Annotated in this window: 16 protein-coding genes; 10 read left to right on the top strand and 6 right to left on the bottom strand. The window is 64.8% G+C overall.

Translation table 11 applies throughout. The features are described 5' to 3' along the window. The first annotated feature begins 214 nt into the window (after positions 1–214). From llg_RS14930 to llg_RS14920, 3 genes are all read left to right on the top strand, one after another. The gene (locus tag llg_RS14930) at positions 215–1375 is read left to right on the top strand and encodes a class I SAM-dependent rRNA methyltransferase (RefSeq protein ID WP_338285478.1); all 1161 of its coding nucleotides are present in this window, start codon (positions 215–217) and stop codon (positions 1373–1375) included. Beyond that, the gene (locus llg_RS14925) at positions 1372–1641 is read left to right on the top strand and encodes a PF20097 family protein (RefSeq protein WP_338285477.1); all 270 of its coding nucleotides are present in this window, start codon (positions 1372–1374) and stop codon (positions 1639–1641) included. Before llg_RS14930 ends, llg_RS14925 begins: the two co-directional genes overlap by 4 nt. A 198-nt stretch (positions 1642–1839) precedes the next feature. Beyond that, entirely contained in the window at positions 1840–2628 is a 789-nt protein-coding gene (locus llg_RS14920) for an HPP family protein (RefSeq protein WP_338285476.1), read from the top strand. 198 nt (positions 2629–2826) lie between these two features. Here llg_RS14920 and llg_RS14915 read toward each other — a convergent pair whose 3' ends face one another. Both llg_RS14915 and llg_RS14910 read right to left on the bottom strand, forming a co-directional pair. Further along, entirely contained in the window at positions 2827–3171 is a 345-nt protein-coding gene (locus llg_RS14915) for a hypothetical protein (protein ID WP_338285475.1), read from the bottom strand. Beyond that, positions 3168–3605 (bottom strand): hypothetical protein, encoded by a 438-nt coding sequence (locus llg_RS14910; protein ID WP_338285474.1) that lies wholly within the window; start codon positions 3603–3605, stop codon positions 3168–3170. Before llg_RS14910 ends, llg_RS14915 begins: the two co-directional genes overlap by 4 nt. Before the next feature lie 74 nt (positions 3606–3679). Between llg_RS14910 and llg_RS14905 the strand changes: the two genes are divergently transcribed. From llg_RS14905 to llg_RS14895, 3 genes are read left to right on the top strand one after another with little or no spacing between them, the layout of a single operon-like run. Further along, positions 3680–4678, top strand: coding sequence for an SAM-dependent methyltransferase (locus tag llg_RS14905; protein WP_338285473.1), 999 nt, complete (start codon positions 3680–3682; stop codon positions 4676–4678). 30 nt (positions 4679–4708) lie between these two features. Next, complete coding sequence (locus llg_RS14900; RefSeq protein ID WP_338285472.1) at positions 4709–5443, top strand: L,D-transpeptidase family protein; 735 nt, start codon at positions 4709–4711, stop codon at positions 5441–5443. 6 nt (positions 5444–5449) lie between these two features. Next, complete coding sequence (locus tag llg_RS14895; protein ID WP_338285471.1) at positions 5450–6091, top strand: hypothetical protein; 642 nt, start codon at positions 5450–5452, stop codon at positions 6089–6091. A 73-nt stretch (positions 6092–6164) separates the two neighbouring features. Here the strand turns inward: llg_RS14895 and llg_RS14890 are convergent, their stop codons facing one another. Further along, positions 6165–6602, bottom strand: a complete 438-nt coding sequence (locus llg_RS14890) for a VOC family protein (RefSeq protein WP_338285470.1) — start codon at positions 6600–6602, stop codon at positions 6165–6167. Between the two features lie 27 nt (positions 6603–6629). Then, positions 6630–8876 carry a tetratricopeptide repeat protein gene (locus llg_RS14885; protein WP_338285469.1) on the bottom strand — a complete coding sequence of 749 codons (2247 nt, stop codon included), beginning with the start codon at positions 8874–8876 and terminating at the stop codon, positions 6630–6632. Between the two features lie 89 nt (positions 8877–8965). Between llg_RS14885 and llg_RS14880 the strand changes: the two genes are divergently transcribed. Genes llg_RS14880 through llg_RS14870 form a run of 3 tightly spaced genes read left to right on the top strand, consistent with a single transcriptional unit; the run spans position 8966 to position 10874 of the window. Next, positions 8966–9301 carry a hypothetical protein gene (locus tag llg_RS14880; protein ID WP_338285467.1) on the top strand — a complete coding sequence of 112 codons (336 nt, stop codon included), beginning with the start codon at positions 8966–8968 and terminating at the stop codon, positions 9299–9301. Beyond that, positions 9283–9834: a DUF6036 family nucleotidyltransferase gene (locus llg_RS14875; RefSeq protein WP_338285466.1), complete on the top strand. Its 552-nt coding sequence runs from the start codon at positions 9283–9285 to the stop codon at positions 9832–9834. The genes llg_RS14880 and llg_RS14875 overlap by 19 nt, the downstream gene beginning before the upstream one ends. A gap of 50 nt (positions 9835–9884) precedes the next feature. Further along, entirely contained in the window at positions 9885–10874 is a 990-nt protein-coding gene (locus llg_RS14870) for a metallophosphoesterase (protein WP_338285465.1), read from the top strand. 7 nt (positions 10875–10881) lie between these two features. Here the strand turns inward: llg_RS14870 and llg_RS14865 are convergent, their stop codons facing one another. Continuing rightward, complete coding sequence (locus llg_RS14865) at positions 10882–12009, bottom strand: hypothetical protein (RefSeq protein WP_338285464.1); 1128 nt, start codon at positions 12007–12009, stop codon at positions 10882–10884. A gap of 197 nt (positions 12010–12206) precedes the next feature. Here llg_RS14865 and llg_RS14860 point away from each other — a divergent pair, with 197 nt between their 5' ends. Further along, the gene (locus llg_RS14860; RefSeq protein WP_338285463.1) at positions 12207–13367 is read left to right on the top strand and encodes a rhamnogalacturonan acetylesterase; all 1161 of its coding nucleotides are present in this window, start codon (positions 12207–12209) and stop codon (positions 13365–13367) included. Positions 13368–13496: 129 nt separating this feature from the next. Here the strand turns inward: llg_RS14860 and llg_RS14855 are convergent, their stop codons facing one another. Further along, complete coding sequence (locus llg_RS14855) at positions 13497–14723, bottom strand: carbohydrate porin (protein ID WP_338285462.1); 1227 nt, start codon at positions 14721–14723, stop codon at positions 13497–13499. Positions 14724–14813: the final 90 nt, after the last annotated feature.

The following is a 14813-nucleotide window of genomic DNA, read 5'->3' as shown; positions in this document are numbered from 1 at the left end:
TGAACCTTCGTGCTTTTGGTGGTTCTCCGGGGGAAAGCGCTGCTTCTCCATCAACCACGAAAGGGCACGAAAGCCACAAAAGAAAGAACGCGCGGTTCATCGATCGTCCCTCCCCGCATCCATATTCGTGTCCATTCGCGTTCATTCGCGGTTTTCAACCCCTCGGAAAGCGAGCCTTGCGTCCCGTCGCCCGGGGCTGTTCTCTTTCTCCCCCATGCCCGGCCTCATCATCGCTCCCCGCGCCCGCATTTTCCACGGACACGAGTGGGTCTACGCCACCGAAGTGAAGAAGACCTTCGGTGATCCGCAGCCCGGCGATGTGATCACGCTGAAGGATTTCCGCGACCGGCCGATGGGCACCGCGATCTACAATCCCGCGTCCCAGATCGTCGCGCGGCGCTTTTCCCGCCGCCGCCAGGACCTGGATCTCGATTTCTTCACCCGCCGCATCAGCCAGGCTCTTCTGCTCCGCCAGACGTCCGGCGTGGACGAACGCCTGTGCCGCCTGGTGTGGAGCGAGTCGGACGGCCTGCCCGGCGTGATCGTGGACCGCTACGGCGACCACCTCGTGCTCCAGACCCTGACGCTGGCCATGGACCAGCGGAAGGACCTGATCCGCGACGCGCTGGTGGCGGTGATCGAGCCGAAGTCGATCCTGCTCCGCAACGACTCCCCGGTCCGCAAGGCCGAGGGGCTGGAACCCGCGATCGAAATCATCCACGGCGAAAACCCCGGCCCGTTCACGGTCCGGGCGAACGATCTGGATTTCGAAGTCGACCTCTTCGACGGCCAGAAGACCGGCCTCTACCTCGACCAGCTCCAGTCCCACGCCGAGGTGGCGAAGTTCGCCAAGGGCAAGCGCGTGCTCGACTGCTTCACCAACCAAGGCGGTTTCGCGCTCGCCTGCGCCAAGGCCGGGGCCGCCAAGGTCACTGCCGTCGACATCTCCGCCAGCGCCTGTGAGGCCACCAAGCGGAATGCCGAGCTCAACGGCCTGGAGATCGAGGTGATCGAGCACAACGTCTTCGATTTCCTGAAGCACGCCACGCCGGACTACGACCTGATCATCCTCGATCCGCCGAGCTTCACCCGGAACAAGAAGACGCTCATGGACGCCATGCGCGGCTACAAGGAGATCCACCTGCGGTCCCTGAAGCTGCTGGAAAAGGGCGGCATCATGTCCTCCTTCTGCTGCTCCCACCACGCCAGCCGCGAGTTGTTCGTGGACAACATCGTCGACGCCTCGGTGGACGCGAAAAAGGCCCTGCGCCTGCTGGCGAACCACGGCCAGCGCCCGGACCACCCGGTGGTGCTCTCGATCCCGGAAACGGAGTATCTCAAGGGCGTCACCGTCGAAGTGATGGCGGGGCGGTGAGCTCCAATCCCTACCAGACGCCGGAAGCGGCACCTCCCCCAGCAGGCAGCTCCCGGCTCTGCCCGGACTGCGGGGTGCTGATGGAAATTGGCCATGTCCAGGGCCGGCTCCACTGGCAGCGCGAGGGCCGCACGTTCTGGGAGATCTTCGCTTCGCAGGGCAAGCGGATCGTCGGCCACCCGGCTTTTTCGATCGGGTTCCGAGCCGCCGTCCGGCCGGGATTCCACTGTCCCTACTGCGGGCTCACGATCGTCTTGCAGCGGTAGAGGGCGTACCGAAATGCGTCCTTTTGGCCTCCAACGGAAGAACTTCCCTGAGCGAGGCATCCGCTTCTTCACTCCCCTTCGGGAACTCCCGCCAACCGGCGTGTGGCGACCTCCTGCCGGCGCCTCCATGATCATTTTCGATAAGATGCATGAGAGGCTTGATTTATATCGTCACACGATCCATTTCGCCGCCCGCGTATGGAACATTGGCGATCCTGGCTGGGCATTGAGCTGAGTGCGGTGAGCGTGAAGGAGAAACTTCTCTCCCTGCTCGGCGGGTTTCTTTCCCTCCTCGCGCTGGTCCTGATCAGCCGCAGCGTCCTCCACCTCTCCGGCTCGGCGGCGGTGATCGCCTCGATGGGAGCCAGCGCGGTGCTCCTGTTCGCCGTGCCCCACGGCCAGCTTTCCCAACCCTGGCCGGTGATCGCGGGCCACGGGTTCTCCGCCCTGATCGGGGTGGCCTGTGCGAAATGGATTCCCTCCCCGGAAATCGCCGCCGCCTGCGCGGTGGGGCTCTCCATCGGCGCGATGCACCAGTTCAAGTGCATCCACCCGCCGGGCGGAGCCACCGGCCTCACCGCGGTGCTCGGCGGCCAAGCGATCCACGACCTCGGTTTCAAGTTCGTGCTCTACCCGGTGCTGGCGAACGCGCTGGTGATGGTGGCGCTCGCGGTGGTCTTCAATGCCTGCTTCGCCTGGCGGCGCTACCCGGCCTTCGTGGCACGGCGCGGGAAGCCGACGAACCCGCACCCCAGCCACGAGGCGGTGGTGGCCGCCCTGCGGAGCCTCGATTCCTTCGTGGACATCACCGAGGATGACCTCGTCCGGCTGGTCGGTCTGCTCGGCCAGCCAACCGGCGCGTCCATCAATAGCCCCGCGGCAGCAGGAAATAGCGCACCGCGAAGTGCACCGTCGGGTCCTCCACCAGCGGTCCCCGTTTCACCTTCAGCCGCCCGCGATGGATCGGTTGCTGGGTGTAGGGACTGACGATGAAGTCCGGGTTTCCCGCCAAGACCTCCGCCACCGGATAGTGTTTTCCCGGCAGCGGATAGCCCTTCGCTTCGGCGGCGTAGGTCCGGTTCGCCACCGTGCGGTCGGTCACCCGGCCCTGCACGGCATGGGAGGGACCGCACGACGATAAAACCGCGACGAGCGGAGCGATCAGGGTGACAAGACGGAGAGCCTTCATTTCGACGGGGCGTATACTTCCTGGGGAATCGCCAAGCCCGGATCCTGCGGCACACGGAAATAGCGGGTCGCGCAGCGGACGGTCGGGTCCTTCGCGAGGTAGCCGGGCTTCACCGACTTCACCTTCACCAGCCGTCCGGTGTAGGGGCTGCGGACGTAGCACGGGCAGCAATTGACCGGCGTGGCCTCGGGATACTGGCTGGCGAGGGACACCGCCTGCACCGAGCGGTTGCGGAACTGCCGCGGCACGTTGTCCGGCACCAGCACGATCTCGCTCTTCGGCACGCACGACGGCAGGGCGAGCAGCAGGGCCAGCGGAAACACACGACGGATGGTTTTCATTTGGATACGGTTGGGTTCGGATTGGGAGAGGGATCGGGCACGCGGAACAACCGGCGCTCCGCGGCGGGAAACGAGGGATCCTGGACGAGGGTGCCGGGCGGCACGCCACGCACGTCCACGATCTGCTTGTTGAAAGGACTGGTCACGAAACCCGGCTGGCCCTGCACCACCTTCCCCACCGGGTATTCGGATTTCTTTTCCTGTTTCGGACGCGGCACGGCCTGCCGGCGCTCGCCTTCGGGAGTCGCTTTCCCCACCTCCACGCCGGGCGACGCCGCGGACCGCTCCGCGACCTTCCGGCCGACGCCCTCCGGCGGCGCCGTTTCCTCCTTCTTGCAGGCGGCCAGGCCCAACAGGCCGACACACCCGGCTAACAACTCCTTCATCCTGCCATCCTCCGCCGGATGCCGGGCATCGTCAAGCAGCCGCCTCACCGGACGGAGCGGATTCCCGCGGCTTGCCTCCGCCGCCGTCTCCGGGTTCCGTGGAGCCGCACCCGATTGAGCATTTGAACGAGTCCCCCACCCCGCCCTGGCCCTGGACCGATGGTGAAGCCCTGCGCTTCGACCACTTCATGGACCGCGCCCTCCACGATCCCCGGCGCGGCTACTATGCCCGCCGCATCCGCGGAGTGGGACGAGGTGGAGACTTCACCACCACCCCGATGCTCTCCGGGGCGCTCGCCCGGGCGATCGCCGCCTGGATCGTGGAAACCGGCGAGCGGCAGGTGATCGAGATCGGCCCGGGCGAGGGACGGCTGGCCGCGGACGTGAGGAAGGCCCTGCCGTGGTGGTCCCGGCTGCGGACGAAGCTCCATCTGGTCGAGCGCTCCGCCCCGCTCCGCGAGAAACAGCGGGCCCTACTGGGAAACAAGGTGACCTGGCACGACACGATGGAAGACGCCCTCGCCGCCTGCGGGCAACGGGCCGCGATCTATTCCAACGAACTAATCGACGCCTTCCCCGTCCGCCGTTTCCGAAAGTCCGCCACCGGCTGGCAGGAGCTTTACCTGTTTCCCGGCGATCCACCCCGCGAGGATTGGCGGGAGGCCGACGACCTTCCGGACTCGACCTCTTTCCAACAGCCCCACCCGGCCGGACAGATCATCGAGGTCCACGACTCGGTGGCACGGTGGCTTTCACCGGAAAGCTGGCCCGGCACGTGGCAATCCGGGCGGATGCTGGTCATCGACTACGGCGACACCGCGGACCGGCTCCATCACCGCCGCCCCCGCGGCACCCTCCGGGCCTACCTGCTCCAGCAGCGGCTCGAAGGCCCCGACGCCTACCGGAACCCGGGCCGACAGGACCTCACCGCCGACGTCAATTTCACCGACTTGGAGCAATGGGCCCGTCCGTGGGCCAAGGGCAGCCGCTTGATCACCCAGCGTGAGCTCCTCCAGCCCCACGTGGACCCGGCGAATCCTACCGATGCTGCCATGGTCGATCCCGCCGGGGCGGGCGATGCGTTCAAGGTGCTCGAAATCGTCACCAGGACCGGGAGTTGAAAAAACGGCGGATTGGAGTCTCATAGGCACATGCAGCGCCTGCTCCGATTTCTCGCCTGTGGTCTGATGACCCTCGCCACCGCGTCCGCCTTCCAAATCCCGGCGTCCTCGACCCAGTGCGTGGTCGGCACCGCCAAGGATTGGAACACCTCCTACGTCATCCTCGCCCTGTGGCAGCGCGATGGCGGTGGCGCGTGGAAACAGGTCGGCCCGACCTGGAGCGGACGCCTCGGCCGCGATGGCCTGGTCTGGGGCCGTGGCATGAGCCCCGCCCCCGCCGGTGCCCGCCTGAAGAGCGAGGGCGATTGGCGCGCCCCTGCCGGGGTGTTCTCCATCGGTGGTGCCTGGGGCAATGACGCCGCCATCAAGAAGAAGCCCGGCCAGTTCTACCGCCAGGTCACCAGCCGCGACCTGTGGGTCGAGGACCCGACTTCGAAGGATTACAACAAAAACGTGATCCTCGATCATGAGCCGTCCACGCCGTGGGAGAAAAAGCAGCAGATGAAGCAGGACGACCCCGCCCACAAGATCAAGCTGTTCATCGCCCACAACGCCGCACCGCGCATCGTCCCCGGCGGCGGTAGTTCGATCTTCTTCCACATCTGGCGCGCCGATGGCGCGAAGCCAACCGCCGGTTGTACCACCATGCAGGAGGACAAGCTGCGCTGGCTGATCTCCAACATCGATCCCTCCCGCAACCCGGTCTACGTCCTCCTCCCCGCCGCCGAATACCAAGCGAAGCGTACGGAGTGGAAGCTGCCGTGAAGCTTCATGAGAAACGCTCTCCCACTGCTTGCTTCGTGTCTGCTGCTCTCCTCGCCGGTTTACGGTGAGGAGCCCCGGCATTGGACCGCTCCGGTGGATAAAGAAGGAGTCCTCGAGGTTCCATTTCTCCCGAACGAGAAACTCTCCCTGAGAATGGACCGGGAGCACTACGTGTTCCTGACACGGGTCGAGAGCCTCGGCACGACTCCGAAGAAAACGGAAGACACGCCGAGTCCCACCAGACCGGGCATCCTCGTGGTGACGAAGGTGTTGTTCTCCCCCGCGGACGGCTGTGATGTCAGGGGCGTCAAAAAGCTCTCCACCGGCGGCTGCGAGAAACTCAAGATCGGCGATCACGTGATCGTGTTCGTCGGAGGCGGTCCCGATTTCGCCGGACTCGACGGTATCGCGAGCATCGCATGCCATGCAGGCACCTCTTCCAAGCTCGGCGTGAACCTCGGCAAACCGGATGCGAACGGCCGGTATTCCGCGGAGGAGGAGCGATTCATGGAACTCCTCAAGCCAGAAACCCTTCCCATCCGCGAAATGCCGGAAGCCGATTTTTCGATCTGGAAGAAATTCGATCCGGTTGGAGCGGCCGAAGAACAGGACTTGATCGATTTTCAAAAGGGCAAGGTCGCCCGATAAAATTTGGAGATCCGGGCCACCCATCGTCCCGTTGGGACGACGAGCAGCACCGAGCCCCTATATTTTGCGAGCCTCAGGAAATCTTCTCCGCCAGCTCCAGGATGATCCCCTCCGGGCCCCTCACATAGCACAGCTTGTAGATGCCTTCGTAGTTGTAGATCTCATTGAAGGGCACCGCTCCCACCTTCTTCAATCGGGCGAGCACCCCTTCGATGTCGTCCACCGCGATGGCGATGTGCCGGATACCCAGGGTGTTCGCGGACGACGGCTGGAGCCCGCTTTCATCCACCGGCGAGACATACTTCACCAGTTCCAGGCTGGTCTCACCGTCCGGTGTGCCCAGCATCACCATCTCGGTTCGGACGCCTTCCAGCCCGACGATCCCGTCCAGCCACTTTCCCTCCATCTGGTATTCGCCTTCCACCTCCAGCCCCAGCTCGAGGAAGAACGCCTTGGCAGCGGCGAGATCGTTGACGTTGATCCCGATGTGATCGATTCGACGGACTTTCATGTGTTTCCGAGGCTTGAATGATTGGCCTCACCTCAGCGACCGCAGCAACTGGAGCACCCGCGGGTCCTGGGGATTGAGAGCCGCGGCGCGCTGGGCGGCTTCCTGCGCCTGTTGTTTGCGACCGGCCTGCACATAGGCCGCCGCAAGATTGTACCAAGCGCGGCCCATCTCCGGATCGCGGCTGACGGTTTCCTCCAGCGAGGCGATGGCGTTCTGGAGCGAACCCGCCTCGTTCCACGCGAGTGCCAGCTTGTAGTGATACTCCGCCATTTCCGGCGCGAGTTTCACCGCCTGTTGGAGCTCACGGATCGCCCCGGTGGTGTCTCCGGTCGCGCTGAGGGCCACCGCCAGATCGTGGTGGAAGGGCGCGGAGTTCGGATCCCACTCGACCGCCTTGCGGAAATGCTGCAACGCGACCGCCGGGCTCTTCCGCGCGAATTCATACTGGCCGAGCTGCATCTGGCCCGTGGGCTGGTCCGCACCGATCTTGAGCATGTGCAGCAGCTCGGTGCCGGTTTTCGATGCCGGATCGACGCTGTCCCGCAGCATCCACGCCGCGGCCACGCGCACGCTCCGCACCGGATCGTCCAGCAGCGGCTTCACCGCGGCGATCGTGGCCGCATCCCCTTCCTGTGCCAGCACGCCCCCCGCCCGCACCGCGGCCTCACGGACCATCGGGCTGGTGTGTTTGAACTGCGCCAACAGCGCCGCCGTGGCGGCCGGTTCACCCGCCCAGGTGCCCAGCAAATGGACCGCCGAGGTCTGCCACAGCGGTTCGTTCGGCTGTTTCAAAAACTCGATGAGCTGTTGCCGCGACGCCGGGTCGCCCAGCCGGGCGCGGGCGAAAAGATCGGTCCGCTCGCGGGTCGGGCGGTTCATCTTCTCGCCATACCACTCGTCGGTCGCCTTCATCGCCCACTTCACGTCCTTGTCCACATGGCAGCGGCTGCACGCGTTCGGGATGCCGTATTCCTTCGTCATCCGCGGATCGGGAATGGTGTAGCCGTGATCGTGGCGCGGGTGGCGCTGCATGTAATCCGTCACCGGCATGTGGCACGAAGTGCACAGGTTCCCGGTGCTGCCCTCGGCATGATGGCTGTGCGCCACCGGATCGATCACCGGCGCGGGCTTGGTCCCCCCCGGCCGCGGCGCGCCACCGGTGTGGCACTGCATGCACAGGGCGTTGCCCTCCAGCACGCGCTTGCCGGTGTGGGGATCGTGGCAATCCACGCAGCGCACGCCCGCCGCGTGCATCTTGCTGCCGAGGAAGGCGGTGAACTCGTAGTCCTCCTCCCGCACCTGGCCATCCGGATAGAAGATATCGCTACCGTCCGGCACGCTCAGCGTGAAGTGATCATAGAACGACTCGCCGGGCACCAGGTCGCCGGTGATCTCGCCGCGGCGCGCGTGGCACGCGGCGCAGGTTTCCAGCATCTGGTCGCGGCTGAACGGTTTCAGCGTCGGGTCCTTCGCGCCCACGGATCGTGTCGCCTGCCAATCGACATGGGCCTTCATCGGACCGTGGCACGATTCGCAGCCCACGCTCATCTCCGCCATGCTCGTGTGGTAGGAGTCGGTCGCCGGGTCGTAGTTCTTCCGCGGCCGGGTGTTGTGGCAGCTCGCGCACTGGGCGTTCCAGTTCATGCCACGGCCGGTCCAGTGGCCCCATTCGCCCGGTTGACGGTCCTCGGTACCGTAGACATCGAACCACTCCGACTTGTGCGGATCCCACGCCAGCTCCGCCGCCTGCATCCGGCCGCCCGGGCCCTCGATGAGAAACTGGCGCAGCGGATCGTGCCCGATCACCCGGCGGACCGGAAACGACTGCTTCGATTTGTCGAGCCCCTGCGTGATGAGCTGCATCAGCCCGTTGACGTCGAGCTTCGCCTCCGATGACTGCCGGCCGTGGGCGATCGGGTGGGCGGGATCGAACGCCACCTTGTCCAGCTTCGGGTCCGGCATCCGCTCCGCGAAATGGTGGTTCGAGGTCATCCACTTCTCGTGCGCCGTCTGGTGGCACTCCTTGCAAGTGGCCGATCCGGCGTAGCCCGCGTGCACCTTGTCATCCGGCGGGATCACCGGCTGCGGGGCGGTTTTCGTGACCACGGTCGCCACCGGAGTTTCCGGTTTCCGCTGCATCCACCACCACGCCCCGCCCGCCACCGCGGCCACCGACAGCACCACGATCAGCCAAACGGCCCCGCTTCCTCCCCGCGCCGCGTTTCCCGCCCCCTGATGCCGTGTCCGTGCCTGCCCCATGTGTCCGCGCAGCATGAACCACTTCCGGGGAAAAAGCCAGAATTGAGCGATGCCATCCGTTGGAGCCGCTTGCCCTGATCCCGGGCGGGAGGTATGGTGCCACCGTGATCCCGGAAGACCATGTCTGGCTGAACCCGCTCATCCACGAGCGCTGGTTGTTCACGGCCGACAAGATCGAACGGCAGCCGGAGCTGTTGGAGATTCCGCTCCGCAACATCGCCCGTTGGATCGAAATGGACCGGCTCGGCGACGTCCGCCCCCTGCTGGCCTGGCGGAGCCTGATTGAAACCGCCCGCTCCACCCCCGCTGGATTCGCCACCCTTCTGGACCTCCTCCGCCGGGACGATGAGAACGCCCGCTTTCTGAAAAGCTGCTCGCCGTTTCCGGGTGTCCTCTCGAAAGAAGAACGAAGAAGATTCTCATGCGCCTGGACTCACTGACGCATCTGGCGAAAACCGCCCTGGCCCTGATGGAAACGGGCAAAGTGATCGTGTTCGGTTCCGCATCGCTTCTGCCATCATTTCCCGAGCTCGGAGACGACCACGGCGGCCCATTGGAGCGGACCCACGACGCGGACTTCATCGTGGAACCATGGGCAGAGGATATCGGAGTATTACTGGACAACGTTCTCGGCAACGAAGAGCCCTTCCACGCCCATTTCGGCTACTACGCCGACATCATCCGGCCAATCGTCACCGAACAGTTTCCGAAAGGCTGGGAAGAACGGCTGATTCCCCTGCAGGGAGTCGAGCGCGCCTGGTGCTTGGAACCCCACGACATGGCCGCCGCCAAATGCCAAGCTGGGCGCCCCAAGGACATTGAATTGCTGGCCTACCTCTTCTCATCAGACCGTCTCGATCCCGCCGTGGTAAAGACACGGCTGATGGAGGTGGCGATGCGGGAGGCGCTGATCGTCCAGTCCCACCGGACCCTGCGGGAGGCGTTGGCCCGGGCAAATGGCCCGGAAGTTTAACGAAATTTCCATAGGCCGCGCGGCCCCGACCTGCTCTTTTCTTAGCCGTCATGAACCGCCGCCGCCTGCTCAAGACCGCTTTCTGCTCGAGCCTCGCCCTGGGGCTCAACCTCCGCCGCTCCGAAGCCGCCCCGGACACCCCGGCGGGCAGCCTCGAACTCCTCGCCATCGGTGACTTCGGTAGCGCCGAGGAATCCCAGTGGGCCGTCGCCCGCGGCATGACCCGCTACACCCAGGCCCTCCCGAAACCGCCCCACGGCATGCTCATGCTCGGGGACAATTTCTACGGCGGCGGCATGGGCAGTGTGGACTCACCGCGCTGGAAAAAAGGCTTCGAGGACTGCTACCCAAAAGAGGTTTTCCCCGGCCCATGCTGGGCCATCCTCGGCAACCACGACTACGCCGAAACCGCCGGCCAGGAAAAGGCCGAGCTCGACTACGCGAAGCGCCCCGAGGGCACCCGCTGGACGATGCCCGCGAAGTACTACCGCCTCGACCTGCCGAAGGAAAACCCGGTCATCACCCTGCTCATGATCGACACCGACTGGGAGCCGATCAACCGTGCCATCCACGCCAAGCTCGCCGAGCAGCGCCCGATCTGGATGACCGACGAGGAGAAGAAGGCCCAGATGGCCTGGCTGGAAAAAGAGCTGCAATCGAAGCGCGCGCCCTTCACCGCCGTGGTCGGCCACCACCCGGTGTATTCAAACGGCCCGCACAACGACACCAAGGAACTCGTCGACGAACTCGCGCCGCTGCTGGAAACACACGGCGTGCATGTCTACCTCGGCGGCCATGACCACGACCTCCAGCACCTTGAGATCCAGGGCAAGAAAACCAGCTTCGTGATCTCCGGCGGCGGTGGCCGACGCCTGACCGACATCCACGAGAACCACTCCGCCGAGTTCGCCCAAGCGGTGTTCGGCTTCTCCCACCTCTCCATCACCACGGACAAGCTTGTGCTCCGCCATATCGACGCGAACGGCAAGCTCCTCCACGCCTTCGAGAAGACGCCGGACTTCAAGTGGAAGACGGTGTGAGCGGGTTCTACTTCACTCCCGCGCCCTTCCTCACCAACTCCTCCACTGCCTCCACTTTCTCCAGTGGCAGCGTGTAGGGCGGTTTCGTCAGATCGTTCCACCCGGACCACTCCGGCGCGTTGAACGCGAACGCGCCGGGTGAGTTGGTGAAATCCCACTCGTGCCCCGGTTTCGTGCCCTCGGGCAAGCGGAGATTGCCCTCGAGGATCATCCTTCCCGCGCGTCCCTTCGCCACCGAGTCATCCGCGTGGGACCAGGTGGTCGCCACCTTGCAATCGCGGTAAACGGAATGCTCCACCCGCGTCGCCCCACCGGTCACTGAGATGGTGCCGCTGTCCGCGTGCTCCACCAGTGAGTTCGCCACGTGCACGTTCCCCGCGCGCAACCTCGGACTGCGCGACTTGATGTCCTGGAACCAGCAGTGGTCGATCGTGACATTGATCCGACCGCGGTCATTCGCCACCGCCTTCTCGGACGAGGAGGAACCGAACAGCAGCCCCTTCTTCTGCGGCGCATCGGGAGCTCCGTGGAAATGACACCATGAGATCGTCACCAGGTCCGAGCCATGGACGATGTCGAGCTGGCCGTCGTAGACCCGGCCGAAATCGCAATGGTCCACCCAGATGTGATGGCTGCGCGTTTGCCCGGAATTCGTGACCCGCACGCAGTCCCAGCCCATCTGGTCATACTCGCCGGTGGGATCGAATTCCCACGGTCCCTCGAACTTCACGTTCCGCAGGATCACGTTCGATACCCCCTTCAGCTCGACGATCCCGCCTTTCAGGCACGCCCCGCCGGGCGGCCCCTCCAACGTCGTGTTCGAGCGCGGCTTCACCACCCCCACCTGCTTGATCTCGTGGCCGGGCTTCTCATTGGCCAGCGGCGCGAGGTCGATATCCCCCGCCAGGCGGATCACCCGAGGTGTGGTGTCGCGCTGGCGCTTGTCCTTCACATCGAGCCGTTCGACCGCCTGCTGGAGCTCCTCCGCGGTGCGGACTGTGACCACCGCCGCGTCCCCGCCTCCAGTGGTGCCCTTCATGCCATATGCCTCCACCGAGGCAAAACCGGGTGCAGTCTTCCCTGCCAACGCGGGCAGGGCTGAAACGAGAAACATCGCGAAAGAGCGGGTGATCATGGTAAAGTTGAAGACCATCCGAACGCTCCCCGCGATCCGATCTTTCGTTCGCCAGCCTCCCCTCGCCGGTTCGTCTGTAGGATTCTCTCCCTCACGTCGGAAACCTACCGGTGAATACCTCAAACGTCCTATGTCCAAAATTGACGCGATGCGCGTAAGTTCTCCGAACGCGACCGCAGTCGCACCTCCCCGGACCGATGAAACCTCTCCTGCCGCTCCTTCTCCTCGCCGCTCCGCTCCATGCCCAGCAGGCCCACGCCGATTTCCGTGACGGCACGCCTGCCACCTGGTCCGCGGAGGTGCCGGAAGGCGACTATGACGTCACCGTGACCTTCGGCGGCAAGACCGCCACCGACACCACGGTCCGCTCGGAAGCCCGCCGCCTGATGATCGCGAACCTGAAGACCGAGCCCGGCAAGACCGTCACCCGGACCTTCACCGTGAACGTCCGCACCCCCGCCCTGCCGAACGGCCAGCGGGTGAAGACGAACAAGCGCGAGGAAAACCACCTCAACTGGAACAAGACGCTCGACCTCGAGTTCAGCGGCAGCCAGCCGGGCGTCACCTCCGTGGATGTGAAGCCCGCCAAGAATCCACTCACCGTTTTCATCGCGGGCGACTCGACCGTCACTGACCAGCAGAACGAACCCTGGGGCGCCTGGGGCCAGGTGCTGCCGATGTTTTTCCAGCCCGGCACGGCCATCGCGAACCAAGCCGAGTCCGGCCTCGCCCTGCGCAGCTTCCGCTACCAAGGCCGCCTCGACAAGATTCTCAGCCAGATCCACCAGGGCGACTACGTCCTGATCCAGTTCGGCCACAACGACGAGAAGGAAAAGGGCGAAGGCGTGGGCCCGCTCACCACCTACAAGGCGGATCTCGAAGACTACGTCGCGAAGATCCGTGAGAAGAAGGGCCAGCCCGTGCTGGTGACGCCGATGTACCGCCGTCGCTTCGACAAGAGCGGCAACCTGGAAGACACCCACGGCGACTACCCTGTGGCGGTCCGACTGGTGGCGAAGGAGAAGAACGTTCCGCTGATCGACCTCCACCAGATGAGCTACTCGGTCTTCAAGGCGCTCGGCCCCCAAGACTCGACGAAGGCCTTCGTCTTCTATCCGGCCAATACTTTCCCCGGTCAGGACAAGGAGCTGGCCGACAACACCCACTTCAACACCTTCGGCTCGTGGTTGCTCGCGAAGTGCATGGTGGAAGGCATCCGCGCCAGCGTGCCCGATCTGGCCAAGCACCTTGAGCCCGGCCTGCCGACCTTCGATCCCGCCAAGCCGGACAAACCCGGCTCTTGGTCCGTGCCCGCTTCCCCGCCGCCCGCCACGCTCACCGTTCCCGCCGGAAGCTGAGCCTCCCTTTCGCTTGCGACGGGAGCGACGGCCTCCGTGCCTTCCTTGGAAATCGCCCCGCGCGTCTCGCTCACGCGCGCAGGCCCATCCATTCCGGAACCTCTCCCCGGGCTCCCGTCGCAGGCATTCTCAGAACGTCGCGCCGAACTGCATCCCGAGCACCAGCGCGTTGTCCACCTTGCCGGTGCCGCCGGGGCGGATGATGTACTGGATGTCCGGTTGGGCGTAGAGCGCCGGGGTGATCTGGAAACGGTGGCCCGCTTCCAGCACCATCTCATACTCCGGCTTGCCCATGCCTACCGCCAGTTGCTGCGCGGCGTAGTCATCGCTGAAGCCGCCATAGGTTGCGAAGAACACGGTGCGGTCGTTGTCGCGCCCGGGGAACAGGCCCTTGTAGTGCAGCCCCAGCGTCGATTGCACCGGCATGATCGCCACCTCCTCGCGGGCGGTGTAGGCCAGCGTGGCGAACACCACCAGGCCCTGGTCGCTCCCCGGCGTCTCGCTGTAGACTTGGTAGTCGCCGTGGCCGTAGAAGCGCGTGAAGTGGTGCGTGTCCTGCGCGGTGTTGAACTGGTCGATGCGGTGGAAGGCGTTGTTCATGCCCGCGAAGAAATGCGCGGGCCGACCATCGAAGACCGGATTCCATCCCACCTGGGTGAAGATCGAAATCCCGTCGTCGCCGCGGATGTTGAAGTCCACTCCGTGGTCCTTCGGGTCGAAGATGTTGTCGGATAGCTGGTAGGCCCCCACCGACACGTAGAACTCGTCGCACGGTTCGTATTTCACCCGCCCGCCCCACACCGGGAACGGATACGAGGTCATCACGCCGTCGAAGAGCACCGCGCGGATCTGGCCGTCGACCGCGTTGTTCAGCGAGTAGGAGTAATAGGGCGAGCCCACGAAATCGTCGGTGGCGCTCATGCGCCCGAGCTTCACCGAAAGCGTGTCGTCCAGGAACTTCTTCTCCAGGTTCAGCTCGTAGAGAAAGGCGGTCTGACCGCCGACGAGCTGCATCACGCTGTACTGCCCGCCCACCGCGCGGTCCACGCTGCGGCCGTGGCGCTCCACGCCGGAGATCGTGAACACGGTGTCGTCCCAACCGAGGATTTTCTCCAGGTCGAACTTCACCCCGGCGTAGAGGTCACCGGCGAAAGCCTCGTCGTCCTTGAGGCCGCCGGACACGTTCGCGGCGACGATCGCGTTGTAGTTCGCGAACACGGTCACGCCGGAATCCTTCAACCGGGTGCGGACGCCGTGCCAATCACCGGAAAGCTGGTTGCCTTCGAGCCAGGACGCCTCCTCCCCAGAGGCGAGGCCGGTGGATAGCAGGAGCGGAAACAGGATGTGTTTTTTCATGGATGGCAATGCAATGGATTTTATTACTATATTCTCAGTAAATTTTGGCAAAATGGACGTGTGAAGCCTCCCCGCATGGGTCCTATGGGT

It is taken from the genome of Luteolibacter sp. LG18, from assembly GCF_036322585.1.
Lineage (GTDB): Bacteria > Verrucomicrobiota > Verrucomicrobiia > Verrucomicrobiales > Akkermansiaceae > Luteolibacter.
This window is presented reverse-complemented; position numbering and strand designations above follow the sequence as displayed.